34 protein-coding genes are annotated in these 25339 nt (G+C 42.2%); 29 read left to right on the top strand and 5 right to left on the bottom strand.

Annotated elements, in window-relative coordinates:
* The first annotated feature begins 12 nt into the window (after positions 1-12).
* The 19 genes from rplF to DC487_RS12570 all read left to right on the top strand — a co-directional run bounded on the left by rplF (position 13) and on the right by DC487_RS12570 (position 13115).
* Positions 13-567: a 50S ribosomal protein L6 gene (gene rplF / locus DC487_RS12660; protein ID WP_066754770.1), complete on the top strand. Its 555-nt coding sequence runs from the start codon at positions 13-15 to the stop codon at positions 565-567.
* Between the two features lie 5 nt (positions 568-572).
* Positions 573-926, top strand: coding sequence for a 50S ribosomal protein L18 (gene rplR, locus DC487_RS12655; protein WP_066754773.1), 354 nt, complete (start codon positions 573-575; stop codon positions 924-926).
* A gap of 12 nt (positions 927-938) precedes the next feature.
* A complete protein-coding gene (gene rpsE / locus DC487_RS12650; protein WP_066754775.1) occupies positions 939-1457 on the top strand; it encodes a 30S ribosomal protein S5 in 519 nt (172 codons plus the stop codon).
* A gap of 4 nt (positions 1458-1461) precedes the next feature.
* Positions 1462-1641 carry a 50S ribosomal protein L30 gene (rpmD, locus tag DC487_RS12645; RefSeq protein ID WP_066754777.1) on the top strand — a complete coding sequence of 60 codons (180 nt, stop codon included), beginning with the start codon at positions 1462-1464 and terminating at the stop codon, positions 1639-1641.
* Positions 1642-1758: 117 nt separating this feature from the next.
* Positions 1759-2205: a 50S ribosomal protein L15 gene (rplO, locus tag DC487_RS12640; protein ID WP_116776324.1), complete on the top strand. Its 447-nt coding sequence runs from the start codon at positions 1759-1761 to the stop codon at positions 2203-2205.
* A gap of 3 nt (positions 2206-2208) precedes the next feature.
* Entirely contained in the window at positions 2209-3552 is a 1344-nt protein-coding gene (gene secY, locus DC487_RS12635; protein ID WP_066754781.1) for a preprotein translocase subunit SecY, read from the top strand.
* Positions 3553-3561: 9 nt separating this feature from the next.
* Positions 3562-4344 carry a type I methionyl aminopeptidase gene (gene map / locus DC487_RS12630; RefSeq protein WP_116776323.1) on the top strand — a complete coding sequence of 261 codons (783 nt, stop codon included), beginning with the start codon at positions 3562-3564 and terminating at the stop codon, positions 4342-4344.
* 75 nt (positions 4345-4419) lie between these two features.
* On the top strand, positions 4420-4638 hold the full coding sequence (infA, locus tag DC487_RS12625; protein ID WP_002997456.1) for a translation initiation factor IF-1: 219 nt from the start codon (positions 4420-4422) through the stop codon (positions 4636-4638).
* 46 nt (positions 4639-4684) lie between these two features.
* Positions 4685-4801, top strand: a complete 117-nt coding sequence (gene ykgO / locus DC487_RS12620; RefSeq protein WP_082784980.1) for a type B 50S ribosomal protein L36 — start codon at positions 4685-4687, stop codon at positions 4799-4801.
* Positions 4802-4827: 26 nt separating this feature from the next.
* Complete coding sequence (rpsM, locus tag DC487_RS12615) at positions 4828-5205, top strand: 30S ribosomal protein S13 (RefSeq protein WP_116776322.1); 378 nt, start codon at positions 4828-4830, stop codon at positions 5203-5205.
* 10 nt (positions 5206-5215) lie between these two features.
* Entirely contained in the window at positions 5216-5605 is a 390-nt protein-coding gene (gene rpsK / locus DC487_RS12610) for a 30S ribosomal protein S11 (RefSeq protein WP_116776321.1), read from the top strand.
* A 67-nt stretch (positions 5606-5672) separates the two neighbouring features.
* Entirely contained in the window at positions 5673-6281 is a 609-nt protein-coding gene (gene rpsD / locus DC487_RS12605) for a 30S ribosomal protein S4 (RefSeq protein WP_116776320.1), read from the top strand.
* Between the two features lie 86 nt (positions 6282-6367).
* A complete protein-coding gene (locus DC487_RS12600) occupies positions 6368-7360 on the top strand; it encodes a DNA-directed RNA polymerase subunit alpha (protein ID WP_066754787.1) in 993 nt (330 codons plus the stop codon).
* A gap of 149 nt (positions 7361-7509) precedes the next feature.
* The gene (rplQ, locus tag DC487_RS12595) at positions 7510-8067 is read left to right on the top strand and encodes a 50S ribosomal protein L17 (protein ID WP_116776319.1); all 558 of its coding nucleotides are present in this window, start codon (positions 7510-7512) and stop codon (positions 8065-8067) included.
* A 167-nt stretch (positions 8068-8234) separates the two neighbouring features.
* Entirely contained in the window at positions 8235-9383 is a 1149-nt protein-coding gene (locus DC487_RS12590) for an aspartate aminotransferase family protein (RefSeq protein WP_116776318.1), read from the top strand.
* A gap of 63 nt (positions 9384-9446) precedes the next feature.
* Positions 9447-10409 carry a Rossmann-fold NAD(P)-binding domain-containing protein gene (locus tag DC487_RS12585; RefSeq protein ID WP_116776317.1) on the top strand — a complete coding sequence of 321 codons (963 nt, stop codon included), beginning with the start codon at positions 9447-9449 and terminating at the stop codon, positions 10407-10409.
* Between the two features lie 14 nt (positions 10410-10423).
* Positions 10424-11221 carry an acetylglutamate kinase gene (argB, locus tag DC487_RS12580; protein WP_116776316.1) on the top strand — a complete coding sequence of 266 codons (798 nt, stop codon included), beginning with the start codon at positions 10424-10426 and terminating at the stop codon, positions 11219-11221.
* 30 nt (positions 11222-11251) lie between these two features.
* Positions 11252-12052 (top strand): pyrroline-5-carboxylate reductase, encoded by an 801-nt coding sequence (gene proC / locus DC487_RS12575; protein WP_116776315.1) that lies wholly within the window; start codon positions 11252-11254, stop codon positions 12050-12052.
* A complete protein-coding gene (locus tag DC487_RS12570) occupies positions 12045-13115 on the top strand; it encodes a M20 family metallo-hydrolase (protein ID WP_116776314.1) in 1071 nt (356 codons plus the stop codon). The genes proC and DC487_RS12570 overlap by 8 nt, the downstream gene beginning before the upstream one ends.
* Here DC487_RS12570 and DC487_RS12565 read toward each other — a convergent pair.
* On the bottom strand, positions 13110-13580 hold the full coding sequence (locus DC487_RS12565; RefSeq protein ID WP_116776313.1) for an Lrp/AsnC ligand binding domain-containing protein: 471 nt from the start codon (positions 13578-13580) through the stop codon (positions 13110-13112). The genes DC487_RS12570 and DC487_RS12565 overlap by 6 nt on opposite strands.
* 282 nt (positions 13581-13862) lie before the next feature.
* On the opposite strand from DC487_RS12565, the gene DC487_RS12560 reads away from it, so the two are divergent.
* Positions 13863-14903: a hypothetical protein gene (locus DC487_RS12560; RefSeq protein ID WP_116776312.1), complete on the top strand. Its 1041-nt coding sequence runs from the start codon at positions 13863-13865 to the stop codon at positions 14901-14903.
* 4 nt (positions 14904-14907) lie between these two features.
* Here DC487_RS12560 and ruvC read toward each other — a convergent pair whose 3' ends face one another.
* Entirely contained in the window at positions 14908-15474 is a 567-nt protein-coding gene (ruvC, locus tag DC487_RS12555) for a crossover junction endodeoxyribonuclease RuvC (RefSeq protein WP_116776311.1), read from the bottom strand.
* Positions 15475-15623: 149 nt separating this feature from the next.
* Between ruvC and DC487_RS12550 the strand changes: the two genes are divergently transcribed.
* Together DC487_RS12550 and DC487_RS12545 are read left to right on the top strand one after the other, a co-directional pair.
* Positions 15624-16601, top strand: coding sequence for a hypothetical protein (locus DC487_RS12550; RefSeq protein WP_239016376.1), 978 nt, complete (start codon positions 15624-15626; stop codon positions 16599-16601).
* Positions 16588-17721 (top strand): glycosyltransferase family 2 protein, encoded by a 1134-nt coding sequence (locus DC487_RS12545; RefSeq protein ID WP_116776309.1) that lies wholly within the window; start codon positions 16588-16590, stop codon positions 17719-17721. Before DC487_RS12550 ends, DC487_RS12545 begins: the two co-directional genes overlap by 14 nt.
* 2 nt (positions 17722-17723) lie before the next feature.
* On the opposite strand, the gene DC487_RS12540 is transcribed toward DC487_RS12545, so the two are convergent.
* Positions 17724-18461, bottom strand: coding sequence for a lysophospholipid acyltransferase family protein (locus DC487_RS12540; protein ID WP_116776308.1), 738 nt, complete (start codon positions 18459-18461; stop codon positions 17724-17726).
* A gap of 120 nt (positions 18462-18581) precedes the next feature.
* On the opposite strand from DC487_RS12540, the gene DC487_RS12535 reads away from it, so the two are divergent.
* From DC487_RS12535 to DC487_RS12520, 4 genes are read left to right on the top strand one after another with little or no spacing between them, the layout of a single operon-like run.
* A complete protein-coding gene (locus DC487_RS12535; RefSeq protein ID WP_116776379.1) occupies positions 18582-18854 on the top strand; it encodes a DUF2089 family protein in 273 nt (90 codons plus the stop codon).
* 32 nt (positions 18855-18886) lie between these two features.
* Positions 18887-19354, top strand: coding sequence for a hypothetical protein (locus tag DC487_RS12530; RefSeq protein WP_116776307.1), 468 nt, complete (start codon positions 18887-18889; stop codon positions 19352-19354).
* Complete coding sequence (locus tag DC487_RS12525) at positions 19341-19937, top strand: YIP1 family protein (RefSeq protein ID WP_133228563.1); 597 nt, start codon at positions 19341-19343, stop codon at positions 19935-19937. Before DC487_RS12530 ends, DC487_RS12525 begins: the two co-directional genes overlap by 14 nt.
* A gap of 5 nt (positions 19938-19942) precedes the next feature.
* The gene (locus DC487_RS12520) at positions 19943-21295 is read left to right on the top strand and encodes an alpha/beta hydrolase family protein (protein WP_116776305.1); all 1353 of its coding nucleotides are present in this window, start codon (positions 19943-19945) and stop codon (positions 21293-21295) included.
* An 18-nt stretch (positions 21296-21313) separates the two neighbouring features.
* Here the strand turns inward: DC487_RS12520 and DC487_RS12515 are convergent, their stop codons facing one another.
* Together DC487_RS12515 and DC487_RS12510 are read right to left on the bottom strand one after the other, a co-directional pair.
* Entirely contained in the window at positions 21314-22024 is a 711-nt protein-coding gene (locus tag DC487_RS12515) for an SDR family NAD(P)-dependent oxidoreductase (RefSeq protein ID WP_116776304.1), read from the bottom strand.
* A gap of 66 nt (positions 22025-22090) precedes the next feature.
* Positions 22091-22423 carry a hypothetical protein gene (locus tag DC487_RS12510; RefSeq protein WP_116776303.1) on the bottom strand — a complete coding sequence of 111 codons (333 nt, stop codon included), beginning with the start codon at positions 22421-22423 and terminating at the stop codon, positions 22091-22093.
* Between the two features lie 46 nt (positions 22424-22469).
* Here DC487_RS12510 and DC487_RS12505 point away from each other — a divergent pair, with 46 nt between their 5' ends.
* The 3 genes from DC487_RS12505 to DC487_RS12495 all read left to right on the top strand — a co-directional run bounded on the left by DC487_RS12505 (position 22470) and on the right by DC487_RS12495 (position 25289).
* Positions 22470-23012, top strand: a complete 543-nt coding sequence (locus DC487_RS12505) for a hypothetical protein (protein ID WP_116776378.1) — start codon at positions 22470-22472, stop codon at positions 23010-23012.
* A gap of 99 nt (positions 23013-23111) precedes the next feature.
* The gene (gene gmd / locus DC487_RS12500; protein ID WP_116776302.1) at positions 23112-24254 is read left to right on the top strand and encodes a GDP-mannose 4,6-dehydratase; all 1143 of its coding nucleotides are present in this window, start codon (positions 23112-23114) and stop codon (positions 24252-24254) included.
* A 96-nt stretch (positions 24255-24350) separates the two neighbouring features.
* Positions 24351-25289, top strand: coding sequence for a hypothetical protein (locus DC487_RS12495; RefSeq protein ID WP_116776301.1), 939 nt, complete (start codon positions 24351-24353; stop codon positions 25287-25289).
* The last annotated feature ends 50 nt before the right edge of the window (positions 25290-25339 follow it).

Here is a 25339-nt window from a genome sequence, read left to right as displayed (position 1 = left end):
AAACACGAAGAAATGTCAAGAATTGGAAAAGCGCCTATCGCCATCCCTGCGGGTGTGACGGTAACTGTATCAGATAAGAATCTGGTAACAGTAAAAGGGCCAAAAGGAGAATTACTGCAGCAGGTAGATAGCGACATTACCGTTAGTCAAGAAGATGGTAATATCGTCGTAACTCGTCCTACTGAACAAAAAAGACACAAAGCTTTGCACGGTCTTTACCGCGCATTGATCAACAACATGGTTGTTGGTGTTACAGAAGGGTACAAAACTACGCAAGAATTGGTAGGTGTGGGTTACCGTGCCGCTGCCAATGGTAATACACTAGAGTTAACTTTAGGTTTCTCGCACCAGATCGTTTTCGTACTGCCAAAAGAGATCACCGTTACAACTACTGCCGATAAAGGTAAGAACCCAACGATCACGTTGGAATCTACTGACAAGCAATTGATCGGTCAAGTAGCGGCTAAGATCCGTAGCCTACGCAAACCAGAACCATACAAAGGTAAAGGTATCAAGTTTGCTGGCGAAGTGTTAAGAAGAAAAGCAGGTAAATCAGCTAAAAAATAATAACGATGGCAGGAAGTAAATTATCTCGCAGAGCGAGAATCAAAAAAGGAATTAGAAAACACCTGACCGGAACAACTGCACGTCCACGTTTGACCGTATTCAGAAGTAATAAAGCAATCTACGCGCAAGTAATCGACGATACTACTGGTAAAACATTGGCGTCTGCTTCTAGCATTTCGAAAGAATTTGCTGCAACAGGCAACAAAGTAGATCAGTCTAAAGCCGTAGGTACTATGGTTGCTGAGAAAGCAAAAGCTGCAGGTGTAGAAAAAGTAGTGTTTGACCGTAATGGGTATTTGTACCATGGCCGTATCAAGTCATTGGCTGAAGGTGCTCGCGAAGGCGGTTTAGACTTTTAATCAAACGAAGAGATGTCAACAAGCAATATTAAAAGAGTAAAATCAAGCGAGATGGAATTGAAAGATCGCTTAGTAAGCATTCAGCGTGTAGCGAAAGTAACTAAAGGTGGTCGTACCTTCAGTTTCTCTGCTATCGTTGTTGTAGGTGACGAAAATGGTATCGTAGGTTTTGGCCTAGGAAAAGCTAAAGAAGTTACTGAAGCGATCACTAAAGGAATCGATGACGCGAAAAAGAACTTGGTTAAAGTTCCTATCATTCATGGTACTGTGCCTCACGAGCAGTTAGGCAAATACTCAGGTGGATCTGTTTTGATCAAGCCTGCAGTAAGTGGTACTGGAGTACTTGCCGGCGGTGCGATGCGTGCCGTGTTGGAGAGTGCTGGTATTACAGACGTATTAGCAAAATCATTAGGTTCATCTAACCCACACAACGTAGTTAAAGCAACTATCGAAGCATTGGGTAGCATGAGAGATGCCTATACAGTAGCGCAACAACGCGGAATCGATTTGAATAAAGTATTTAACGGTTAATATCATGGCAAAAATTAAAATCACCCAGATAAAGAGCGTTATCGACAGAAGCGAGCGCCAAAAGAAAACAATTGAAGCTTTGGGATTGCGTAAAATCAATCATGCAGTGGAAGTTGAAGCCACACCAGCAATCATTGGTATGGTAAGAAAGGTCAACCACTTGGTAAAAGTAGAGACCGTCTAAGTAAAGACAATCTATGGAAAGGACACTCACTGTTCTTTCCATTTATAGTTTATTATCTAGTATTTATCGTTATGGCCTGTTTAGTGAGAGCGAAGGCATAACACAACATTAACAAAAATGAATTTAAGTAATTTAAGACCGGCTGAAGGATCAACTAAAAACAAAAAACGTATTGGTCGTGGTCAAGGTTCTGGACGTGGTGGTACTTCCACTCGTGGTCACAAAGGTGCTGGTTCTCGTTCTGGTCACAAAACCAAAATCGGTTTCGAAGGTGGTCAGATGCCTTTGCAACGTCGCGTACCTAAAGTTGGTTTCAAAAACATCAACCGTGTAGAATACGTAGGTGTAAACCTAGATGTATTGCAAGAATTAGTTACTAAGCACAACCTTACTACGGTAGATTTCGAAACTTTAAGAACTCATGGTCTTGCATCTAAAAATGATTTAGTAAAAGTACTAGGTCGTGGCGAATTAAGCGCTAAAGTAGATGTACAAGCTCATGCCTTCTCAGCAACAGCTCAGAAAGCAATTGAAGCAGCTGGAGGTTCTATCGTTAAAATTTAATTCATGAATAAACTAATCACAACATTAACCAATATATGGAAGATCGAAGAGCTTCGTAAACGTATCTTGTATACGTTCTTGTTGCTTTTTATCTACCGTGTAGGATGTCACGTTGTTTTGCCTGGAGTAAATCCGGCTCAATTGATGATTGGAAGTGGTAGAGACGGGACAGACATACTTGATATCATCAACATGTTTGCTGGGGGAGCATTCTCGAGTGCGGCTATCTTCGCCTTAGGTGTAATGCCGTATATCTCCGCATCCATTGTTGTGCAGCTTTTGGGAATAGCAGTGCCTTCTTTTCAGAAAATGCAGAAAGAAGGCGAATCCGGTCGTAAGAAATTGACCCAAATCACGCGTTACCTAACGGTCGCGATTACCGTGGTACAGGCGATCGCTTACGTCAGAACGCAAATTACTCCTGATGCCAAATTGATTGCTGATCCGATGTTTACTATTCTGGCAGCGATTGTTTTGACAGCGGGTACGTTATTTGTCATGTGGTTAGGTGAACGAATTACAGATAAAGGAATAGGAAACGGTATTTCTTTGATCATTATGTCGGGTATTATCGCACAACTTCCTGCTGGTATTTCAGCAGAAACGGTTTCCCGCATGGGTGGCCAAGGTGGTCCGATTGCCTTATTGGTCGAGTTTGTCGCGTTATTGTTCGTGGTTATCTTTACTATCTTGGTTGTACAAGGTGTGCGTAAGATCCCGGTTCAGTATGCTAAGAAAATCGTTGGAAACAAGCAAGTGGGTGGTGTAAGACAATACATCCCGTTGAAAGTAAATGCAGCGGGTGTCATGCCAATCATCTTCGCACAAGCGATCATGTTTTTACCGATGTCCTTGATTCAGTTCTTTCCAGATATTCAATCCGAATTTCTTCGGTCGTTGAGTAACTATACGTCATTCACGTACAACATGGTGTTTGCCATCCTGATCATTGCATTTACATTCTTTTATACAGCCATCATGGTGAATCCGCAGCAGATGTCGGAAGATATGAAGAAGAATGGTGGTTTTATCCCAGGTATCAAGCCAGGGCACGACACTAATCTATTCATTGACAATGTGATTTCACATATCACATTCCCGGGTGCTGTGTTTGTCGCAATCATCGCGATCTTGCCAGCCATTGCGGCGCTATTTGGCGTCAACAATCAGTTCGCACACTTCTTCGGAGGTACGTCATTACTGATCTTGGTGGGGGTAGTATTAGATACGTTGCAACAGATTGAAAGTCATCTATTGATGCGTCACTACGACGGTTTGATGAAAACTGGTCGTGTGAAAGGCCGTTCGGCTGCTGCAGTAGAAGGTGTAGATCAATCGGCATTATAAGTTCAATAGATGTCGAAGATCTTTCTGAAATCAGACGAAGAAATTGAGCAAGTGCGAGAGTCCGCTAAGGTACTCTCGCACTTATTAGCTGAAATCGCAGGTCGTGTCGAACCCGGCATTACCACGTTATCTCTGGATAAGTTTGCTTTTGAATTCATTAAAGACCACGGTGGTACACCGGCGTTTTTAAATTATCAAGGCTTTCCGTATTCGTTATGTATATCGGTCAATGATCAAATCGTGCACGGCTTTCCGAGCGAGTACGTATTGAAAGAAGGCGATATCGTATCGGTAGATGGCGGCGTTAACTTGAACGGATTCATTAGTGATTCGGCGTATACTTTCGCTGTGGGTACTATTTCAGCAGAGGCGCAGCAGTTACTGGATGTAACTAAAGCGGCTTTGGTAAAAGGAGTAGAACAAGCCCTAGCAGGTAAGCGTGTCGGAGATATTTCCTCGGCAGTACAAGATCACGTTGTTCCCTATAATTATGGTATCGTGCGCGAATTAGTCGGACATGGCGTCGGCTTTGAATTGCACGAAAAACCAGAAGTGCCTAACTATGGTAAACGTGGATCAGGTACTAAATTGGAAGAAGGCGTGGTGATTTGTATCGAGCCGATGATCAATGCGGGAAAAGCTGGAATCAAATTCTGGGATGATGGATGGACGGTCAGCACAATCGACGGAAAGTTATCTGCTCACTTTGAGCAAATGGTAGCGATCCGCAAGGGACGTCCAGATGTACTTTTGGACTTTCAGGAGATTGAAGCGGTTTTGAGTAAAAAGTAATTGGTTTTCAATTATTTTGTTTATCTTTGCACTCCTGTTTGTGCAGGCTATTAACACGTAAATTACAAGGGATATATGGCTAAGCAAGCCTCAATAGAACAAGACGGAATTATTCGGGAAGCACTTTCCAACGCTATGTTTCGTGTAGAATTGGAGAATGGGCATGAGATTATCGCTCATATTTCGGGTAAAATGCGGATGCATTATATCAAGATTTTACCAGGCGATAAAGTGAAGTTGGAAATGTCCCCATATGATTTAACCAAAGGAAGAATTACCTACCGTTACAAATAGCGGGTAATTTCCATTTGGTTTACAGCTTTTAAAAATATTATTAGACATGAAAGTTAGAGCATCAATTAAAAAACGCAGTGCGGACTGTAAAGTTATCCGCCGCAAAGGAAAACTATTTGTAATCAACAAAAAGAACCCTAAGTTCAAGCAACGCCAAGGGTAGTATTAACATAATCGCTAAAGTATTATATGGCAAGGATTTCAGGTATAGATTTACCTAAAAACAAAAGAGGAGTTATCGGCCTTACGTACATTTTCGGGATTGGTCGTTCGACGTCTGAATATATCTTAGATAAAGCAGGCATCAGTCACGATGTGAAAGTCCAAGAATGGGATGATGAGCAATTGACAGCTATTCGTACGATCATCAACGAAGAGATCAAAGTAGAAGGTGCATTGCGTTCTGAGGTTCAGTTGAACATCAAACGTCTGATGGACATCGGTTGTTACCGTGGTCTTCGTCACCGTAAACACTTACCACTTCGTGGTCAGCGTACTAAAAACAACTCTCGTACCCGTAAAGGTAAACGTAAGACTGTTGCAAACAAGAAAAAAGCTACTAAATAAGAATTAAGAAATGGCTAAAACTAAAAAAGTTACTAAAAAGCGTATTGTTATTGTGGAGCCAGTGGGTCAAGCCCATATCAGCGCTACTTTTAATAACATTATCGTAACTTTAACAAACAACCAAGGACAAACTATCTCTTGGTCGTCTGCCGGTAAAATGGGTTTCAGAGGTTCTAAAAAGAACACACCTTACGCGGCATCACAAGCAGCTCAAGATTGCGGTAAAGTCGCACACGATTTGGGATTGCGTAAAGTAGAGGTTTTCGTGAAAGGTCCTGGATCAGGTCGCGAGTCTGCTATCCGCACACTACAAACGATTGGTATCGATGTTACATTGATTAAAGATGTGACTCCACTTCCACACAACGGTTGTCGTCCTCCAAAACGTAGAAGAGTTTAATTAATAGAATTGTTTAAGATAAGATTCATCAGCTATAGGCTGATTGATACTTCAAACAGATAAGAAAATGGCAAGATATACAGGACCTAAGTCCAAGATTGCACGTAAATTCAGAGAGCCTATTTTTGGCCCAGATAAAGCGTTAGATAAAAAGAATTATCCTCCTGGTCAGCACGGACCATCTAAAAGAAGAGGGAAACAATCTGAATACGCTATTCAGTTGTTAGAAAAACAAAAAGCGAAATACACGTACGGAGTTTTAGAGCGTCAGTTCTCTAACCTATTCGTGAAAGCTTCTTCAAAACAAGGGGTTACTGGTGAGAACTTCTTGAAATTGCTAGAAGCGCGTTTAGACAACGTAGTATACCGTTTAGGCATCGCGCCAACGCGTTCATCTGCTCGTCAATTCGTATCCCACAAGCACATTACTGTTAATGGCGAAGTCGTTAACATTCCATCATACAGTTTACGTCCAGGTGATGTAGTAGCTGTTCGTGAGCGTTCAAAATCAGTTGAAGCAATCACAGATTCAGTAGCTAGTCACAAAATCAACAAATTCAGTTGGTTAGAGTGGAACGCAAACGATTTACAAGGTACATTCGTATCTTACCCAGAGAGATCTGATATTCCAGAGAATATCAAAGAGAACTTAATCGTAGAGTTGTACTCTAAATAAGAAATGATAGCATTAGGATAGTGGTATTCACTATCCTAATGCTATTGTATAAGTATATAATTTGTAACAAAATTAAAAGCAGATAAATGGCAATTTTAGCATTTCAAAGACCGGATAAGGTAATCATGCAGAAATCGACTGATTTTGATGGTACTTTTGAGTTTCGTCCACTTGAACCAGGTTTTGGTGTAACTATTGGTAATGCTTTGCGCCGTATTTTATTGTCCTCATTAGAAGGATATGCAATTACGTCAATAAGATTTTCAGGCGTTTCGCACGAATTTTCGACTATCAAAGGCGTTGTTGAAGACGTTACCGATATCATCTTAAACTTGAAACAAGTACGTTTCAAGAAAACAGGAGATCAAGGTGATTCAGAGAAGATATTTATCGTGCTGAACGGACAAGATCAGTTCAAAGCAGGTGATATTTCTAAGTTTTCTAACAACTTCGAGGTATTGAACCCTGATTTTGTGGTTTGCAACATGGATCCAGCCGTGACTATCGAAGTAGAACTTTCTGTTTCTAAAGGTCGTGGTTATGTCAATGCAGAAGAAAACAAAGTAACTGATGGTCCAGTAGGTGTCATCGCTATTGATTCTATCTACACGCCGATCAAAAATGTGAAATATACCATTGAGAACTATCGTGTAGAACAAAAGACCGATTACGAGAAATTGTTATTGGACATCTCTACTGATGGATCTATTCATCCAGAAGATGCATTGAAAGAAGCTGCTCGTATCTTGATTCAGCACTTCATGTTGTTCTCTGATGAAAACATGTTATTAGAGTCACAAACTAAAGAAGAAACTAAAGTAGTTGACGAGGAAATCTTGCACATGCGTAAGATCTTGAAAACTGAATTAGTAGATCTAGATCTTTCAGTTCGTGCTCTTAACTGTTTGAAAGCAGCAGACATTCGCACTTTAGCTGAATTGGTTACTTACGATGTAGCAGATATGTTGAAATTCCGCAACTTCGGTAAGAAATCATTGAGCGAGATTCAAGAGCTGGTAAAAGCGAAAGGTCTTTCTTTCGGTATGAATTTGTCTAAGTACAAATTGGAAGAAGATTAACAAAAATTAATAATAATAAGCGACCTGTTGCGTAATTCCTCTATACAGTATTGAGCAATGCGTATTGAGTAATGAGTTTTTGACTTCTTACTTTTTACTTCTCACTTTTTACTTAGAATAAGAACGGTACGCACAAAAACAAAACAAAAATGAGACACGGAAAAAAAGTAAACCACTTAGGCCGCACTGACAGTCACCGTAAAGCTATGCTTGCGAATATGGCGACTTCATTGATCAAGCACAAACGCATTATCACTACATTGGCGAAAGCGAAAGCATTACGTCAGTATGTAGAGCCATTAATCACTAAATCTAAAAACGATACGACTCACTCTCGTCGTACAGTGTTTGCTTATCTTAAAGATAAAGATGCTGTTACTTTGCTTTTCCGCGAGATTTCTGAGAAAGTAGCAAATCGTCCAGGTGGTTATACGCGTATCATCAAAATGGAAAACCGTTTAGGTGACAACGCAGAAATGGCATTCATCGAACTAGTAGATTACAACGAAGTATACGGTAAAACGGTACAAGCTGAGAAGAAAACTACTCGTCGTCGTGGTGGTGCGAAGAAGAAAGCAACTGCTGAAGCAGCTCCTGTTGAAGAAATAGTAGCAGCGGAAGAAGTAGCAGTAGAAGAAGTGGAAGCTACACCAGCTGTAGAAGAAACTCCAGCTACGGAAGAATCTTCAGAAGAAAAGAAAGACTAATTAGTTATTAGTTTCTAACTTACAGAAAGCCTGTTGTGCATTTGCACAACAGGCTTTTTTTTATGCTTTGGGATAATTACTATTTTCCATCCTTTTTCAATTCTCCTTAGCTATATTTGCTAGTACAGATGTTTACAAGTTCGTAGAGCTGGCAAATTACTATTTCGATGAAACTATTTGACGTTTACCCCATTAACCCGATTAGCATTACAAAGGCAATGGGATCATCCGTTTGGGATGATAATGGTACGCAGTACCTAGATCTATACGGCGGTCACGCTGTGATCTCGATTGGACATACGCACCCGCATTATGTGGATATGCTCAAACGACAGCTAGATCGCATTGGATTTTATTCTAATTCTGTCGAAATGCCATTGCAAAGGGAATTGGCAGAAAAGTTAGGACGTGTATCTGGCAAAGAAGATTTTGAACTATTTCTATGTAACTCAGGTGCAGAAGCCAATGAGAATGCGTTGAAATTAGCATCATTCCATACCGGACGAAAGAAAATAGTTTCTTTTTCTAAAGCATTTCACGGTCGTACTTCGCTAGCGGTAGCTGCTACCGACAATCCTGCTATTGTCGCTCCGGTAAACGAAACAGATAATATTATTTTCAGCGCCTTCAACGATGAAGAAGCCTTGGAACAAGTTTTTGCAACACAAGGTCATCAAATTGCCGCTGTGATCATTGAAGGTATACAAGGCGTAGGTGGCATTCGTGAAGCTTCTGTTTCATTTTTACAGGCAATCAGACGTTTTTGCGATCAGTATGGCGCGATCTACATTGCCGATTCGGTACAATGTGGTTATGGCCGTACAGGATTGTTCTATTCGCATGATTACGCTGGCGTCGAAGCAGATATTTATACGATGGCCAAAGGAATGGGAAATGGATTCCCAATCGGTGCAATATCTGTCTCTCCTAAATTCAAAGCATCTTACGGTATGCTAGGCACCACCTTTGGTGGTAATCACTTGGCATGTGCAGCCGCTATCGCCGTCTTGGATGTGATGGAACAAGATGACTTGATGAGCAATGCAGCAAAGGTAGGAGATTACCTTATCGAGAAATTGCGTGCCTTTGATCAAGTGTTGGAAGTACGCGGCCGTGGTCTGATGATTGGCATAGAATTACCAGCGGAGTTGGCGTCTGTGAAAAAAGACTTATTGATGAAGAATAAAATCTTTACCGGTGAGGCGAAGCCAAATGTGATTCGTTTATTACCAGCTCTGAATCTTAGTATAGCACATGCCGATCAGTTTTTGGCTGCATTTGCGGAGCAATTGCAGGCACAACAGGTTACAGCATAATTTAAGTAGAAACATGTGCGCTCTCGATAGAGCAATACCATATCATAATTTGAAATAAGAAGCATGCAGAAATTTTTCTCAGCGGCAGACATCGACAACTTGTCTGAAGCTGTACAAGAAGCATTGACATTAAAAGCCAACCCAAGAGCACACGCCGAATTGGGTAAGCATAAAACTTTAGGCCTCGTATTCTTAAATCCCAGCCTGCGTACGCGTTTGAGTACACAAAAAGCTGCTATTCAGCTTGGAATGGATGTGATGGTGATGAATATGGACAAAGATGGCTGGGCGCTAGAAACGCAAGATGGCGTAGTCATGAATGGCACCACCGTAGAGCATATTCGCGAAGCGGCAGCCGTCATGGGCGAATACTGTGATATCTTGGGTTTACGCTCTTTTCCATCTTTGAAAGACAAAGAAGCCGACTATACGGAAGATTTGTTCAACAAGTTTATCAAATTCTGTGGTGTTCCTGTCGTGTCGTTAGAAAGTGCAACGCGCCATCCATTACAAAGTTTGACGGATCTTATCACGATCACGGAGCATAAGACGGTCGACAAACCAAAAGTGGTACTCGCTTGGGCGCCACATGTCAAAGCTTTGCCGCAGGCAGTTCCTAACTCTTTCAGCGAGTGGATGGGAAAAGCGCAACAACAAGGTTTGGTCGATTTTGTGATTGCTCATCCAAAAGGCTACGAGTTATCCCAAGAGTTTACAGAGGGAGTTAATATTACGCATGATTTGAATGAAGCATTAGCAGGAGCTGATTTTGTGTATGTCAAAAACTGGTCTTCGTTTGAGGATTATGGCAAAGTATACCCGGTAGAAGAGGACTGGTTGATTACCAACAAAACGTTGGAGCAGACCAATGCAGCAAAAGTAATGCACTGTCTGCCTGTACGTCGCGATCTAGAATTATCTGCCGAAGTATTGGATGGACCACATTCTTTAGTCATTAAGGAAGCCAGCAACCGAGTCTGGGCAGCACAATTGGTGCTGAAACGTATGTTGGAAAACCTTAAATAGTACGTCAAGTAAACATGTCAAATCATTCGGATTTAAGTATCATAAAGATCGGTGGCAATATCATCGATGATCCAGCGAGGCTGGATGCATTTCTGGAAAAATTTGCTGCACTGCCAGGCAAAAAAATCTTGGTACATGGCGGCGGAAAGATCGCTACGCGCTTGGCCGCTGATTTGGGTTTAGAAGCACAAGTGGTGGATGGCCGACGCATTACTGATGCAGAAATGCTAAAAGTAGTAACCATGGTATATGCGGGTCTGACCAATAAGTCGATCGTAGCCTATTTGCAAAAGTATTCTTGCGACGCCGTTGGTTTAAGTGGGGCAGATGGTAATGCCATCAAAGCGGTAAAGCGACCGGTCGGTGAGATTGATTATGGATTTGCAGGCGATATTTTAGCAGATTCTGTCAATGAGCATGCGATCAAGCGTTTTTTGGAATCAGGCTTTACACCGGTATTCTCGGCGATCACGCACAACGGTTTGGGGCAACTGCTCAATACCAATGCCGATACCATTGCTTCTGCATTAGCGGTAGGTTTAGCATCTTCTTACAACGTATCCTTATTATACTGTTTTGAGAAAGATGGCGTATTGCGCGACGTGAATGATGATAGCTCCGTGATTGAAGTGATTAGAAGTGGCGAGTTTGAGTCGCTAAAAGCAAATCAGGTCGTACATGCAGGCATGATTCCAAAATTGCAAAACGCTTTTGACGCGATCGCTAAAGGCGTAGTCGATGTATTTATTGGTAATGCCGACAATCTACATCATTATCAACAACAAAAATTCGGTACGCGGCTGTCCGCATAACCGACTATAAAAATTAAAAATCGGAGTACCATGGCTAGAATCACCATCATCGGAAGCGGCAATATTGGCTTTTCTCTAGCCAAAGGGATGGCGCAGGCAGGCATCTATACACCTGAAGATATTACGTTGACCAGACGATCCGTACAATCTCTCACGCAGGAATCTGCTGCAGGTTTTTCTGTTAGTGCCGATAATGCCGCGGCCGTGCTAGGAGCGGAGATTGTGGTGCTCGCCATTTTGCCACAGCAAGCAAAGTTGGTGATGGAAGAGATTCGTGCCGCATTGAAACCGGAGCAGATCATCGTCTCGGTAATTTCGGGCGTTTCTTGCGCCGATATGCGTGCTGTGCTGGGGGAGCAAACGATCATCGTGCGCGCTATGCCCAATACCGCCATTGCTATCGGGCAGTCGATGACCTGTATTACGACCGATCGCGCTACAAATGATGAAGTGGCCGTAGTGGAAAAACTCTTCAATACCGTTGGTTCTGTAGTCGTTATCCAAGAAGAATTGATGACTGCGGCGACAGCATTATGCGCCTGCGGAATTGCTTTCTTCTTACGTAGTATTCGTGCGGCATCACAAGGTGGCGTCGAAATAGGTTTTCATGCACACGATGCGCTAAAGATGGCGGTGCAAACGGCCAAAGGTGCTGCCGATCTATTATTGCAAATGCAATCGCACCCAGAAAGCGAGATCGATAAAGTGACTTCTCCAAAAGGATGCACTATTGCCGGACTCAACGAGATGGAACACCATGGTTTCAGCTCTGCATTCATCAAAGGCATCAAATTATCTGCACAAAAAGCAGGAGGATTATACGATGAGTAAATACACGATTGAGCAGCTGCAACAAGACAGCCTTGCCTTATTGCATCAGCTGATTCAGACCCCGTCGCTAAGTAGGGAAGAAGAACAGACCGCTCAATTGATTCAAAATTTCCTGAAACAAAAAGGCATCGTTTCTGAGCGTGTGGGCCATAACGTAATTGCTTACAATCAATTCTTTGATGAGACAAAGCCCACTATTTTACTCAATTCACACCACGATACGGTTAAGCCAAATCCGGGATACACCCGTGATCCATTCCATGCCGAAATTGTTGATGGTAAATTGTATGGCTTAGGATCTAATGATGCCGGCGGTTGTTTGGTCGCTTTGATAGCCGCTTTCTGCTATTATTACGGGAAACCGAATTTAGCCTATAATTTATGTCTCGTTGCGTCAGCCGAAGAAGAAGTTTCAGGGAAGAATGGCGTAGAGTTAGCATACGCATCCATCAAACCTTGTGCGTTTGCGATTGTCGGCGAACCGACGCTCTTGGATTTGGCGGTAGCAGAAAAGGGCTTGATGGTGCTAGATTGTGTAGCACATGGCGAATCTGGTCATGCAGCACGCGAAGAAGGTGTAAATGCCATTTACCAAGCAATCGAGGACATCAACTGGTTTCGCTCATATCAATTTCCGAAGGAGTCGGCTTATTTAGGTCCGATCAAAATGTCGGTCACCATGATCAACGCAGGCTCGCAACATAACGTGGTGCCGGCTGAATGTACTTATGTGGTTGATGTACGTACAACGGACGTGTATAGCAATAACGAAGTGTTAGAAATCATCCGCTCAAAGGTGAAATCGGAGGTGACACCACGTTCTACGCGATTGAACTCATCTACGATACCAATGGATCATCCTATTGTGAAAGCGGGAATAAAGTTGGGCAAAAAAACGTATGGGAGCCCGACGATGAGCGACCAAGCCTTACTTCCAATTCCTTCACTGAAAGTCGGTCCCGGGCACTCCGCACGCTCCCATTCCGCGGATGAATTTATCTATGTAGCGGAGGTAAACGACGGAGTCGCATTTTATATCCAGCTACTTCAAGAGATTTTATAAGGTAATCTGTCTTTTGATACTCTCTTCTAGTGAGATGATCGTCTCCGTGCGCTGTATGCCTTTTAGCGCCTGAATATCTTCGTTCAATACCTTTCTAAGATGTGCTGTATCGCGACAAACAATTTTGGCAAATGCGCTGTATTGTCCAGTACAATAATGAAGCTCCACGACTTCTTTAATTTCTTTCAACTGATCCACCGCATCAGAGTATTGCGAACCTTTTTCTAAATAAATGCCTAGAAAAGCAGTGATATCATACCCGACTTTCTGAGGGTTAATCATCAGGTGCGAGCCGCGGATAATGCCCAATTCTTCCATTTTTTTCATGCGAACGTGGATCGTTCCGCCTGATACGATTAGCTTTTTAGCTATTTCCGTATAAGGTATGGATGCATTCTCCATTAGAATTGACAAGATTTGAACATCCAAATTATCTAAATCATAATTCGCATATTTCTTTTCCATATAGAATTCAGTTAAGTCAGTAGATTAAACTTTTTCAAAAATAATAAGATTTAACGGTATTATTATGTTTTGTTTGTAATATTGAGGGGTGTTTTTTGTGATATTATCATACTTGTAGTATATGCATGACTCATTTAGAATGCTTAAATTTATGAGGTTGCAATAATTACATGAACAGTTTGTATCAGCAAATAATCTCCTGCATTATTTAATAAATGGCTGGCTTTCTAGTTGCTAACGATGTAGGAGCATATTGCAGCACTCAAAACAAGATCAAGACAGATGCAAGATGATGTAACCATTTCTAGAAAGAAGCCACGTTTTCCGGTACATGCTGGATTAGCCAAGTACCTCAAATTTTATCAGCGCGATGCACGCTTACCCGTACGCTATAACGATCTGTTGGAATTTGACGAATCTGTGCCGGTATACGATAAACACGGAGAAGATACCTATTGGGAATCGCCGCTCTATCCGCAGCATACATTGGAGCAGTTGCATGCCAAGCTGAAGGTAGTATATGCGAGTCTGAAAGCTTCTGGCAATACCAAGATCGTAGAACATAAAATTGTAGACAGAATTGAATATTGTGCTTTTGGCAATACCAAACCTTTTCGGGTACGGATTATTAATCGCTTGAATGATGTATACGACTATTTCTACATCAAGCAAGCAGATGCGTCGCGCATACTAGGATTGGAGTTGGAAGAAATTGTGTCACCCAATCAGGTGAATTACATTTATGATCGAGATACCTTGGTAGAAGAGCATATCGTAGGCATCCCAGGAGATGTGTTTTCGAAAACCAGTATGCATCGCGAAGACTTTAACCAAACTCGGATTGCCAAAGAGTTCGTAAAATTTAACGAGCGCTGTATTATATCGTTGTTGGGAGATATGCGAGCTTACAATTTCGTGATGCAGATTACACCCGATTTCGACGACTATCAATTCCGGATTAGGGCCATAGACTTCGATCAACAATTCTACGAAGGCAATCCCAAAGTGTACATGCCGCAATTCTTTAAGGAAAACTTTCCTTATGTGAAGCTCTCCATGGAATATCTGACAGAGCGAACCGTATTACAATATCAGCAAGAAGAGCATTCGTCCATCGTGCATCGCGTTCGTAGCGAACGCCACCGCATCAAGGATCTGCGAGATGCCTCGCGCATGCAGCCGGTATCTACGCCGGAGAATATCGAACAGCTCAAATCTGGCTATGCCGAATTCTATAAAAACAGCGCGTACGAACGATGTAAGACGATGATAGATATTGTGGAGTTAAATGTGAAAAATGTGATCCGACAGGTGAGGCTATAGATTCCTATTTCACGCGAGATTTATTGTCCTTTACAAAAGATTCCCAGCCAGAATAGCTCTTGCTGTTACCCGCTGAACCAACCTTTTGAAAAGAATGACATACGGCAACCGCCAAACCATCCGTCGCATCTAGAAATTCAGGACTTTCTTCGAATTTCAATAGGCTCTTTAGCATGGCAGCAACTTGTTCTTTCGTGGCGTTCCCGTTGCCGGTGACAGATTGTTTTATTTTACGAGGCGCATATTCGAAGATCGGAAGATCGTAGTTCAGTCCTGCCGCCATGGCCACACCTTGCGCACGTCCCAGTTTTAGCATTACCTGCACATTTTTCCCATAGAAAGGCGCTTCTAAAGCCATGCAATCTGGTTTGTATTGCTCAATCAGCGAAGTGGTTTTTTTGAAGATACGCTGCAATTTAAGTGCGTGATCGTCCAGATGTCCCATCTTGATAACGCCCATACTCACCAGCGTAATTTTGCTGCCGACTTCCTTCACGACGCCGTAACCCAATACAACCGTGCCCGGATCGATCCCCAGTATAATTCGCTCTTTCGCCTTCTCCCTTTGCATGGAGCAATATTACAAAATATTATGGACAGTCAGGAAGACGGTTTGCTTGGCTATTGCGTGTAGATACGCTGAAAATCACTGGCAAATTACCGATCTGTTTGCCTCACTATGTCTTAAAAAATTCTTAACATTGTGCTTTCAAAATTCTCTTGAACAAAGTACAGAAGTCATATCTTAATATTTTCATCAAAGTGCTCATCGTGGCGCTGACATCCTGGTTTGTATACAGCAAAATCACGCATCAGCAAAACTTGAAGCAATTCAACGCATTGATCAGCGAATTTGATGGGTCTTCTATCTGGCTAATTTTGGGTGTAGTGGTCGTGATGATGTTTGCCAATTGGTCTCTAGAAGTCATAAAATGGCGTCATTTGAGCAAAAAGATCGAACCGCTAGGTTGGTGGACTGCGATTCGATCGGTTTTTTGCGGACTAACCTGGGCAATTTTCACACCCAATCGCATTGGAGAATATGGTGGGCGTGTGCTTTTATTGCAGCCTGAGAATCGTGCTTCAGGGGCAGTTGCGATGGGTGTAGGACTATTTGCACAACTCGTCTTGACCAGTGTATTCGGTGCGTTGAGTATTGCTTGGTTCGTGCAGACATTTCTTCCAACACCTGTTTTTGTAAAGATGGCCGTTTGGATGATCGCGATTATCTATGCCAGTGCTTTCCTGATTCTCTATTTCAATGTACATTGGGTAGATACACTAGTGGGCAAAGTAAAGTTTCTCGCGAAGGTCAAACCTTTCTTTAGCATCTTAGAAGATTTCACATCAAAAGAATTGTGTCATGTATTATTGATTTCCTTTGCGCGCTTTGCTATCTTCACGTCTCAATATATGGTGCTCATGCTTTTCTTCCTGCCCGAGCTACCATTGTTATCGATGGTGTTAATGATTTTTATTTTGTTTTTTGTACAGGCTGCAGTGCCCTCACTCGATCTATTTGATTTTAGTGTGCGGAGCTTCGTAGCTAGTAATTTATATGCTTATATCACCACACAAGAGATTGCCGTGATGGCTATTGTTTCTTTTGTATGGTTTGTCAATCTGATCTTGCCTGCTATTATAGGTACTTTCTTTGTGTTTCAAGTTAATTATGTCGGAGGCAATGGAAAGTCTTAATAGTTGCTTATTGGTTGCTACGCTGGTCTATGTAGGATTGGTGCTATACATGCGTTTTGGCTGGTATCGTACAGGCTTATCCATCGCACGTACTATAGAAACATCCTTGAAAAAGGTATCTGTACTTATTGCCGCTCGTAATGAGGAAGACAATATTGGTCGCACATTGGATTGTTTGGTTGCGCAATCGTATCCGAAAGAATTCTTAGAAGTAATTGTGATAGATGATCACTCTACCGATCTTACGGCAGAAATTGTCAGGAGCTACCAAAATCAAGGAGTGCGTCTGCTCCAATTGGATGAAGGCGATAAGCTTAACTCGTATAAGAAGTTGGCGATTGCCAAAGCTATTGATATGTCATCTGGAGATATCATCATGACTACCGATGCCGATTGTCGAATGGGAGCTAATTGGGTTAAAACCGTGGTCGATTATATGGAGCATGGCGGTTTTGAAATGGTATCTTCTCCGGTAGCTTATCACGAAGAGAAATCATTATTTGAACGATTGCAAACATTAGAGTTTCTTTATCTGATCGGATTAGGAGCTTCAGGAATTGGCAATGGCGTTCCGACAACTTGTAATGGTGCGAATTTAGCGTATCGCAAAGAAACTTTCTATCGCGTAGGTGGCTTCAAAGGAATTGATGATTTGGCCTCCGGCGATGATGAATTATTGTTGCACAAAGTGTCGGAAGAGGCAGCTCACCATATTGGCTTTTGTCGATCGGAAGAAGCGATCGTCTACACCGAGGCAAAACCAACATTGGCCTCTTTTATCAGTCAACGTAAACGTTGGGCGTCCAAGAGTACCAAATATAAAGATAAACGCATTGTAGCACTTGGTGTTGTTATTTGGCTCTTCAACTTGGCTCTTTTATGGGGCACGGTGCATTTCTTTTATATGCTACCCGTTTTTGATTGGGTTTTTGCCCTCTGCGTCGGGCTGAAAGTAGCCGTTGAATTTATATTTCTGCTGCCTATTACCCAATTTGTGCGTCGTACGGAGTTATTGCGCTATCTACCTTTCTTGTCCTTTGCACACGCCTTGTACCTCGTATACATCGGTGTAGCTGGTAATATGGGTAAATACGACTGGAAAGGTCGGACCGTCAAATAAGGTTATGCTTCTACCTTGGCGCGAATCGCGTTCTCCGCGGCCAATACAATTTCATCCAATAGCAAATCTCCTTTTTCTATAGGAGCCAATACTTCCCACGACATCGGCGTAAATGGTCTAAGTGGAAACATACCCCATTGTACCATCTTGTATGAGCCTTTTATCGCGATAGGAACTACGAGCGCGTCTGGATTTTTCTTTAATAGTGTGGCAATACCGCCTACAGAAAAGGCCTTCATCTGACCAGTTTTCGTGCGCGTGCCTTCTGGGAAAATGAATGCAGACCATTTTTGGTTATGCATATGCTGAGCTAGCTTCAGTATCTCAGCAATAGATTGCTTAGGGTCTTTGCGGTCAATGTTGGCTGCACCACCATGTTTCAGATTAAATGAAATGCTAGGAATACCCGCATTAGCCAGTTCTAGCTTAGAGATAAACTTTCCGTGAAAGCGGCGTAGAAAGAAGATAAGCGGTGGTATATCGTACATACTCTGGTGGTTCGCAACGAACACAATCGGTTTGCCAGTGGGCAATTGCTTATTATCAATAAATTGTACTCGGTTGAATAGTAAATAATTGCACGACACCAAGCCAGCGTTCAGCATATCTACACTCCATTTGTGCGCGCGATAACCACCTAATTTCAAACAAAGCCACTGAATAGGATGAAAGATCACGATCAGCACCCCAAAAGCGGCGTAGAAGAGCGGTGATAGCAAATAACCGATAATTTTTCTCATAATTTAAACTACTTGCAAAGATACAAAATGTCCAATACCTAATTTTCATCCATGAATTTGATAATGTTTATTTTTGTTTTAATAATATTTATATTATATTTAATAAAGTTAATATTTGAAATGAAGCTACCCACTATTTGTCCCAGTTGCGATGCGGATTTGCGCGTCGCCAAGTTGGAATGCCTTGCCTGCGGTACCGCGGTGAGTGGCACGTATGATTTGCCTCCGCTGATGTTATTGGATCGAGAGGAGCAGGAGTTTGTGATCCGTTTTTTGGAAAACTCTGGTAGCCTGAAAGAAATGGCCAGCCAGATGGGAAAAAGTTATCCAACCGTCCGAAATAAACTGGACGACCTGATCACAAAGCTAAAGAGTAATAAAAAGAGTAAATGATTTAATCCGTATACTTTTAAAACCTATATAATATGAAAAATAAGACCTATGTGGAGACGCAAAGTTTTTGGTCACGGTGGCTTATCGTGGTATTTCTACTTTTTATCGCATTGGGAATTTATGGTGCGATCAGAGATAATGAGTGGGAGTCAGATAAGATCATTGGTATATCTATCCTCGTCTTGATTATCGCCTTTTTCACTTTCATACGGTTGCATACTTCCGTCGACAGCACGGGGATAATGGTAGACTTCAAACCTTTTCTATGGCGGAAGATGTGGGCTTGGGACAAAATCGAAGATGTACAAATTCAGAAATACAGTTTGCTCGATTACGGTGGCTGGGGCTATCGGATAGGGCCTAAAGGTACGGCGTATACGGTGAAAGGAAAGTATGGTTTCCAAATCCATTTTAAGGATGGCAGCAAGATATTAGTCGGTACGCAAAAACCAGAAGAAGTTCAACAATTTTTAGATCAAATCAAGCATGAGCAGCTTTAGCCAAGTCTTCATAAATCCTTTTGCTAATCTATCCGATCGGATGATGCTTCGAATTGGTTTAGTCGCCTATGTTTGGGCTTCTTTACAAGTATATCTGTTTCGCTATGTGCCTGATGGTGTATTTCAGCAACACCTGACCTGTGAGATTTCTTGGTACGCAGGTTTTGTCAATGTAGCCATCAATATTCTATTTCCTGCTGCACTATTGTGGCTCATGGCCAAAGTGCTTTACAACAAGGTGCGCTGGCAAGATGTACTCGTAGTAGTCATGCTGGCACAAGTGGTCAATTATGTGACTGGTTTTTTGCTGATGAATCCCTATTCGCGATCTAAGAGCGAGCATATCCTTGCAGCCATCGAATCAGGAGATATGATGCTGAAAACAGTCGCTCCTTTTGATCTTTTTATTATCGTTAGTGCAGGCCTTGTTGGATTAGCCATGCTTATCTATTTTTTCTATTTACTCGTAGTTGGCATGAAGATAGCCATGAATTCGAAGAAAAAGGTTCACGCAGTCTGGATTGTATTAGTGACATTGTTGGCCGATACGCTTTTGCACCTGTGGGGACCATACCTTAAATAGATAACATGAGAATTGCTTTTATAATATTATTGACATTGTTTTATTCCTGCCGAGGTGTCTCGCAGTCTTTTGAAGGTGCTTGGAAAGGTGATTTGGCCGTGCCCACAGGCTCATTGCCACTTCACTTTTCACTACAAAAAGGAGATACGTGGACGGGCACTATGCGTAGTCCATCACAAACACGTTTGGATTTTAAATTAAATGTCATTGAAGTGGCAGGCGATTCTATTCATCTCCAATCAGCGGCATTGGGTATGTCTTATAAAGGGCGCATCAGCGCCGATGGTGAACATGTAGAAGGTACTTTTCGTCAAGGAAATTACACAGCACCTTTACGTTTGGGAAGATACGATAGCACACAAACCGTAAAACGACCACAAGAACCAGTAGCACCATTTCCATATAATGTTAAAGAAGTGACCTTCGAGAATACAGCGAGTGAGGTTACTTTGGCCGGTACGTTGACGCAACCTAAAGCGCCGGGAAAATATCCCGCTTTGATTTTAGTCAGTGGCTCAGGTCCGCAAAACCGTAATTCTGAACTAGAAGGGCACAAACCGTTTGAGGTATTGGCTGATTATCTAACACGTCAAGGTGTTGTCGTGTTGCGGTACGATGATCGCGGCGTAGCACAATCGACTGGAAATTTTTTGCAAAGCAATATTGGTGATTTTAGTCGCGATGCACTAGCTGGGTTACGATTTCTTAAAGCGCAAGCCACCGTAGATTCCACACGAGTAGGCATGATTGGACATAGCGAAGGCGGATTGATCTCGCTTCTGCTCGCAGGTCAGCATGCGCCCGATCTCAAATTTATCGTGTCGCTGGCTGGCCCATCTTTGCCGATAGATTCGTTGATGGTATTGCAATTATATCATGTGGGTAAAAGTCAGGGGATGAGCGAGAAGCAATTGGCCAAGGTGCGTCCAATCAATCGCAAGAATTTTGAAGTAGTCAAAAGTGACTTACCTGCGCCCAAGGCAATGACTCAGCTGTTGGAAAACATGAAATCGGTAGGTGGGGCTTCGGGTACGCTTCGAAAGGAGCTGCAAGTCATGTTGTTGGAGCCTTATCGCTATTTTATGCGCATAGATCCCGTGCCATTTATTCAAAAGATCAACATTCCGCTCTACGCCGCATTTGGCGAGAAAGATGTTCAGGTGCCTGCCAAAGAAAATCAGGAATCGCTCGTCGCCAATCTGGCGGGTAATCCCCAAAGCAGAATTAAAACGTACGCAAACTTGAATCATCTGCTACAGCCGGCTAAAACCGGTGGTTTACAAGAATATTATACGATTGAGACGACCATCGATCCAACACTCTTGAAAGATATTGCCGATTGGATTAAAGGGCTGTAACAAACGGAAGCAACGCCTTTAAGGCGTTGTATTGGCCACAGGCAAAACTTTTCCGTTAAAATACTTATGGCCTGTTTGCGCAAATTCTGCGATATACCTGCCCATTTCGAAAGCGAGCGTACCGGCTTGAACACCAGGAAACGCCTGCTCAAACATTTCTGTTTGGGAAGAGCCTAGCGCCAAGCAATTCACCGAAATGCCTAAAGGTTTGAATTCTTCTGCCAAGCATTCTGTCAAGATGGCCAAAGCACCTTTACTGGCCGAATAAGCCGCTAAACCGGGGAATTTAGATGAACCTTGCACGCCACCCATGCTACCAATATTCACGATATGCGCGCCGGGTTTCATCATCGGAACGATGTGCTGAATCATCTGGCTATGTCCTAGTAAATTAGTCTGTAGCACCTGCGCAAAATCTTGCGCAGAAGTTTCCAAAAAAGGTTTATTAATCAATACACCAGCATTATTGATCAAGATATCCACTTGCTCAAATTTAGATGCTATAAAAGGGACAAGAGAATCCGCGTAGTTGTCATTGACAATATCAAATTGCGCAGGATACAAGGTGCCACCATCGGGATTGAGTGAAGTCGCAATTTCATGTAATTTCCGCAGTTTATCAGCAGATCTTGCCAAGGCAATGACCTTATTTTCCTTTTTTGCGGTAAGATCCAAGACGGCTTCAAAGCCTACGCCGCTACTTGCTCCAGTAATAATGATATTTGCCATTTTCTATTTTTTATTTTACGTCGCGTAAAGATGAGGAATCTAATTGATATGCTACTGTGCGGTATACTATCCAAAAACCAATGGATAAATCCGTGCAAATAGGAGTAGTGTATACGCTATTAAGAAACCACCACTCAACGACATCAACCAATTGTACTCTTCGCGTTCGTACTTATTTTTTAATACGAGGATCAAGAGTGTTACGTACAGTAAGAAGAGCGTGATCGGGAAAAGTAGTACCCACTTATTTGTAAAATATAAGTTGATGCCACTCAGTTTGCTGGCATCCTGCGTGACATAAAAAGCCAGTAACATCACAAACAAAACAAAAAATAATCGTAATATTGACTTTGCGACGATCTTGCTAGTGGTATGATTTTTGGAAGACGAAGGCTTCATAGTAGTGAATAAATTTAGAATGATCAAAAATATCAAATTTAATATTATGCGTAAACAGGTAATGTCGATATTATCGCTTTTAGCGATTGTCTTTGTGATGGGTTCTTGCGGAGCACCACGTAAAACTACCGGTTCTGCCGCGGCAGAGTCTGGACCAACAGCGTCACAATGGCGCGCGGGAGTAAAAGGCAAGTGGGTGTTAAACACGGTAGATCGGGAGGATATTCCTGCTGCATACACGGTGAAAAATATTTTTGATGAAGCTCCTGTAGAGTGTTTTGTAGGAAGCGTATGGGAATTGCCAACAGGAAATTACCGTGGAAGTATTGAGTTTAGAAGCGAAGGTACGTTATGTGCTAACGGCGCTGTTCGCAACATCGTGTGGTCTATCTTCAATCCGGGTAAAGGAATGGGCGAGCCTCAATTCCAATTCAAGAAATTGTATGCTGGCGACAAAGCATCTAACGTTACTACTGGTTACCGTTTAGACTTATCCTATGCTGATGGAGAGACTATGGTGATGCGTATGCCGATTCCTTTAGATCAAGGAGAGGGAAATTTAGTTTTTAATTTTACTCGCTTAGATTAGGCTACAGGGCAATAAAACGGTATCAATCAGCTGAAACCTCCTAAAGTGTGTTACACATTAGGAGGTTTTTTTTATTTTTGGACAAATTATCAGATTACAATGCAACAAAAGGTAGCGTTAATTACAGGTATCACTGGGCAGGATGGAGCTTATCTTTCCGAATTCTTGCTGAAGAAAGGGTACATCGTGCACGGACTAAAACGTCGCAGTTCGCTGTTCAACACCGATCGTATTGATCACCTGTATCAAGATCCGCATACACAGCATCGTAATCTAATCTTGCACTACGGTGATTTGACCGATTCCACGAATTTGATTCGCGTTATCCAAGAAACACAACCTGACGAGATCTACAATCTGGCCGCACAGTCTCATGTGAAAGTGAGCTTCGATACACCTGAATATACGGCTAACGCCGATGGTGTAGGCGTACTACGTATTATGGAAGCTGTTCGTCTATTAGGTTTAGTCGAAAAAACAAAGATATACCAAGCCTCTACCTCCGAACTGTATGGTTTAGTGCAAGCAGTACCACAATCAGAAACGACACCATTTTATCCAAGAAGTCCTTATGCTGTGGCAAAAATGTATGCCTATTGGATTACGGTAAATTATCGTGAGGCGTATGGCATGTTTGCTTGCAATGGTATCCTGTTTAACCACGAAAGTCCGGTTCGCGGAGAGACTTTCGTCACGCGCAAGATTACACGTGCAGCAGCTAAGATCGCGTTGGGATTGCAGGACAAATTGTTTTTAGGAAATTTATCTGCACAACGCGATTGGGGACACGCTAAAGACTACGTAGAAGCGATGTGGCTCATGCTGCAACAAGAAAAACCCGAAGATTTCGTCATTGCAACTGGAGTCACTACCAGCGTGCGTGATTTCGTTCGTCTGAGTTTTGCAGAATTGGGAATCGAAATCGAGTTTAGTGGAAAAGGCGTTGCAGAGAAAGGCGTCATAATCGATCGCGATCAGGATCGTATGAAAGAATTGGGCATTAATGCCGATCACATCAAACTAGGACAAACTGTAGTGAAAGTAGATGCTGCCTACTTCCGTCCGACCGAAGTAGATCTGTTGGTTGGAGATCCAAATAAAGCAAAAAGCCGGTTGAACTGGCAACCAAAATACGGATTGGATGAGCTAGTAAGTGAGATGGTACAGGCCGATTTGCAGTTGATGCGCAAAGATGCTTACCTTAAAGCTGGCGGATTCGACACGTTGAACTATTTCGAATAAATCTACCTTGGAATAGTTTTTGTTTACATGTTATATAATCGTTAAAATTTAAACACTTTATAGTTAGAGTTTTCTCGACTTTTGGGTATATAAGGGATGAATGTTGATCGAGTGGAATTAGAAAGAGAAGAAGAAAAAAAAGCACCACAATCCGGTGTAAATAGAAATGTATACTTCTTTATATTGGCCATTGCCGCACTAATAGTGACCAATGTCTATTTTTATATAAAATTTAAATCGTCGGGTGAGAAACTATACACGGTAACCCTGCAGCGTGAAAACCTACAGACCGATATAGATCGCATCGAGGCCGAATTAGACAACGCTAGCAATCAAGGCGTCGAATACACCGATGATTTGGAAGCCTCCGAGAGCGAAGCGCGGATGGTTATTAACAATTTGCGTCAAGACTTAAGCAAAAACGATATTTCGGAAACTGAACTAGTGAATGTTCGCAATGAGGTAGCCGGTCTCAAAGATCGTGTATCTCAGTTTCGGGATGAAGTAGTGGGTCTACGTGTAAAAACCGAATTATTGGCCAGGGAGAATAGTCTCTTACAGGACGAATTGGATGCCAGTGAGCGCCAAATTGCGAATCTTAAAGACAGACAATCTGCCATGACAACAAAGATGTCTAAAGCATCTTCTATTAAGGTTTCGAATGTAAGTCTAAACGGTATCTCCGTGAAACGAGATGGTACGCATACCACCAATGTCAGAGCTAAACGCATCGATCAGATGCAAATCAGTTTTACCATTGCAGACAATCCAATCGCAGAGATCGGGAAGAAAGAGATATATGTACGCATCATTAATCCTAGCGGTAATCTTATTGCAAACTCAGAGGATTTATTCTATGTACATGGAGAGAAGCTGCAGTATACCTTTAAGGAAAACATCAGCTTTACGAATAATGGAGAAGAATATCAATTATTCTGGTCTGATGAAAATGCTGGGTTCAAAAAAGGAGCATATACTGTATTACTCTATGCCGATAACGCAATAATGGGGCGTGCAAGTGTGGTATTTAAATAGTAGCGTATTTATAATACTGTTCCAATCCTAGGATATTTTTCTTAATACTT

Source organism: Sphingobacterium corticibacter, from assembly GCF_003076635.1.
Classification (GTDB): domain Bacteria; phylum Bacteroidota; class Bacteroidia; order Sphingobacteriales; family Sphingobacteriaceae; genus Sphingobacterium; species Sphingobacterium corticibacter.
This window is presented reverse-complemented; position numbering and strand designations above follow the sequence as displayed.

Excerpts from the sequence above, each read along its gene's own strand:
- secY (WP_066754781.1), top strand. The coding sequence starts at position 2,209 with ATGAATAAACTAATCACAACATTAACCAATATATGGAAGATCGAAGAG.
- DC487_RS12570 (WP_116776314.1), top strand. The coding sequence starts at position 12,045 with ATGAGTAAATACACGATTGAGCAGCTGCAACAAGACAGCCTTGCCTTA.
- DC487_RS12600 (WP_066754787.1), top strand. The coding sequence starts at position 6,368 with ATGGCAATTTTAGCATTTCAAAGACCGGATAAGGTAATCATGCAGAAA.
- rplF (WP_066754770.1), top strand. The coding sequence starts at position 13 with ATGTCAAGAATTGGAAAAGCGCCTATCGCCATCCCTGCGGGTGTGACG.
- DC487_RS12535 (WP_116776379.1), top strand. The coding sequence starts at position 18,582 with ATGAAGCTACCCACTATTTGTCCCAGTTGCGATGCGGATTTGCGCGTC.
- proC (WP_116776315.1), top strand. The coding sequence starts at position 11,252 with ATGGCTAGAATCACCATCATCGGAAGCGGCAATATTGGCTTTTCTCTA.
- gmd (WP_116776302.1), top strand. The coding sequence starts at position 23,112 with ATGCAACAAAAGGTAGCGTTAATTACAGGTATCACTGGGCAGGATGGA.
- DC487_RS12545 (WP_116776309.1), top strand. The coding sequence starts at position 16,588 with ATGGAAAGTCTTAATAGTTGCTTATTGGTTGCTACGCTGGTCTATGTA.
- DC487_RS12495 (WP_116776301.1), top strand. The coding sequence starts at position 24,351 with ATGAATGTTGATCGAGTGGAATTAGAAAGAGAAGAAGAAAAAAAAGCA.
- DC487_RS12520 (WP_116776305.1), top strand. The coding sequence starts at position 19,943 with ATGAGAATTGCTTTTATAATATTATTGACATTGTTTTATTCCTGCCGA.
- DC487_RS12565 (WP_116776313.1), bottom strand. The coding sequence starts at position 13,580 with ATGGAAAAGAAATATGCGAATTATGATTTAGATAATTTGGATGTTCAA.
- map (WP_116776323.1), top strand. The coding sequence starts at position 3,562 with ATGTCGAAGATCTTTCTGAAATCAGACGAAGAAATTGAGCAAGTGCGA.
- DC487_RS12540 (WP_116776308.1), bottom strand. The coding sequence starts at position 18,461 with ATGAGAAAAATTATCGGTTATTTGCTATCACCGCTCTTCTACGCCGCT.
- DC487_RS12560 (WP_116776312.1), top strand. The coding sequence starts at position 13,863 with ATGCAAGATGATGTAACCATTTCTAGAAAGAAGCCACGTTTTCCGGTA.
- DC487_RS12515 (WP_116776304.1), bottom strand. The coding sequence starts at position 22,024 with ATGGCAAATATCATTATTACTGGAGCAAGTAGCGGCGTAGGCTTTGAA.
- rplR (WP_066754773.1), top strand. The coding sequence starts at position 573 with ATGGCAGGAAGTAAATTATCTCGCAGAGCGAGAATCAAAAAAGGAATT.
- rpsE (WP_066754775.1), top strand. The coding sequence starts at position 939 with ATGTCAACAAGCAATATTAAAAGAGTAAAATCAAGCGAGATGGAATTG.
- rpsD (WP_116776320.1), top strand. The coding sequence starts at position 5,673 with ATGGCAAGATATACAGGACCTAAGTCCAAGATTGCACGTAAATTCAGA.
- rpsK (WP_116776321.1), top strand. The coding sequence starts at position 5,216 with ATGGCTAAAACTAAAAAAGTTACTAAAAAGCGTATTGTTATTGTGGAG.
- DC487_RS12505 (WP_116776378.1), top strand. The coding sequence starts at position 22,470 with ATGCGTAAACAGGTAATGTCGATATTATCGCTTTTAGCGATTGTCTTT.
- rpsM (WP_116776322.1), top strand. The coding sequence starts at position 4,828 with ATGGCAAGGATTTCAGGTATAGATTTACCTAAAAACAAAAGAGGAGTT.
- rpmD (WP_066754777.1), top strand. The coding sequence starts at position 1,462 with ATGGCAAAAATTAAAATCACCCAGATAAAGAGCGTTATCGACAGAAGC.
- DC487_RS12585 (WP_116776317.1), top strand. The coding sequence starts at position 9,447 with ATGCAGAAATTTTTCTCAGCGGCAGACATCGACAACTTGTCTGAAGCT.
- infA (WP_002997456.1), top strand. The coding sequence starts at position 4,420 with ATGGCTAAGCAAGCCTCAATAGAACAAGACGGAATTATTCGGGAAGCA.
- ruvC (WP_116776311.1), bottom strand. The coding sequence starts at position 15,474 with ATGCAAAGGGAGAAGGCGAAAGAGCGAATTATACTGGGGATCGATCCG.
- rplO (WP_116776324.1), top strand. The coding sequence starts at position 1,759 with ATGAATTTAAGTAATTTAAGACCGGCTGAAGGATCAACTAAAAACAAA.
- ykgO (WP_082784980.1), top strand. The coding sequence starts at position 4,685 with ATGAAAGTTAGAGCATCAATTAAAAAACGCAGTGCGGACTGTAAAGTT.
- DC487_RS12590 (WP_116776318.1), top strand. The coding sequence starts at position 8,235 with ATGAAACTATTTGACGTTTACCCCATTAACCCGATTAGCATTACAAAG.
- DC487_RS12510 (WP_116776303.1), bottom strand. The coding sequence starts at position 22,423 with ATGAAGCCTTCGTCTTCCAAAAATCATACCACTAGCAAGATCGTCGCA.
- DC487_RS12525 (WP_133228563.1), top strand. The coding sequence starts at position 19,341 with ATGAGCAGCTTTAGCCAAGTCTTCATAAATCCTTTTGCTAATCTATCC.
- argB (WP_116776316.1), top strand. The coding sequence starts at position 10,424 with ATGTCAAATCATTCGGATTTAAGTATCATAAAGATCGGTGGCAATATC.
- rplQ (WP_116776319.1), top strand. The coding sequence starts at position 7,510 with ATGAGACACGGAAAAAAAGTAAACCACTTAGGCCGCACTGACAGTCAC.
- DC487_RS12530 (WP_116776307.1), top strand. The coding sequence starts at position 18,887 with ATGAAAAATAAGACCTATGTGGAGACGCAAAGTTTTTGGTCACGGTGG.